Source organism: Chryseobacterium elymi (assembly GCF_003385495.1).
GTDB classification, from domain to species: Bacteria; Bacteroidota; Bacteroidia; order Flavobacteriales; family Weeksellaceae; genus Chryseobacterium; species Chryseobacterium elymi.
On the sequence record NZ_QNUH01000079.1, the window covers coordinates 1 to 306 of the forward strand.

1 protein-coding gene is annotated in these 306 nt (G+C 35.9%); it reads right to left on the reverse strand.

What is annotated here, in order from left to right; translation table 11 throughout:
• Window positions 1-77 precede the first annotated feature (77 nt).
• A partial coding sequence (locus DRF60_RS21330) for a hypothetical protein (protein ID WP_157967983.1) occupies window positions 78-306 on the reverse strand: 229 nt, incomplete at its 5' end.

Genomic DNA, 306 nt, shown 5'->3' on the forward strand with positions numbered 1-306 from the left:
CTTGGGGTTGTCTGTGCATAGGCTAGTCCTGTCACAAACAAAGTACTGATTGGAATGATTATCTTTTTCATCGTGTGTTAGTTTTTGTAGTTGTATTTGTATTCTTTCAATACTTTACCATTGATGTCAATCACCTTTTCAAGTCGGTTGGCAGTATCATATTTATAAAGCTCCCTTATTCCTGATGGAGGGGTAATACTTCTTACTCCAATCAGAGGATCATAAGTATAAGTAGTGATCTGATAAGTTGACAATGCAGAATTATTTCTGAACAGATCTAAAGCTGAGATCAGTGACTGTTCTGAT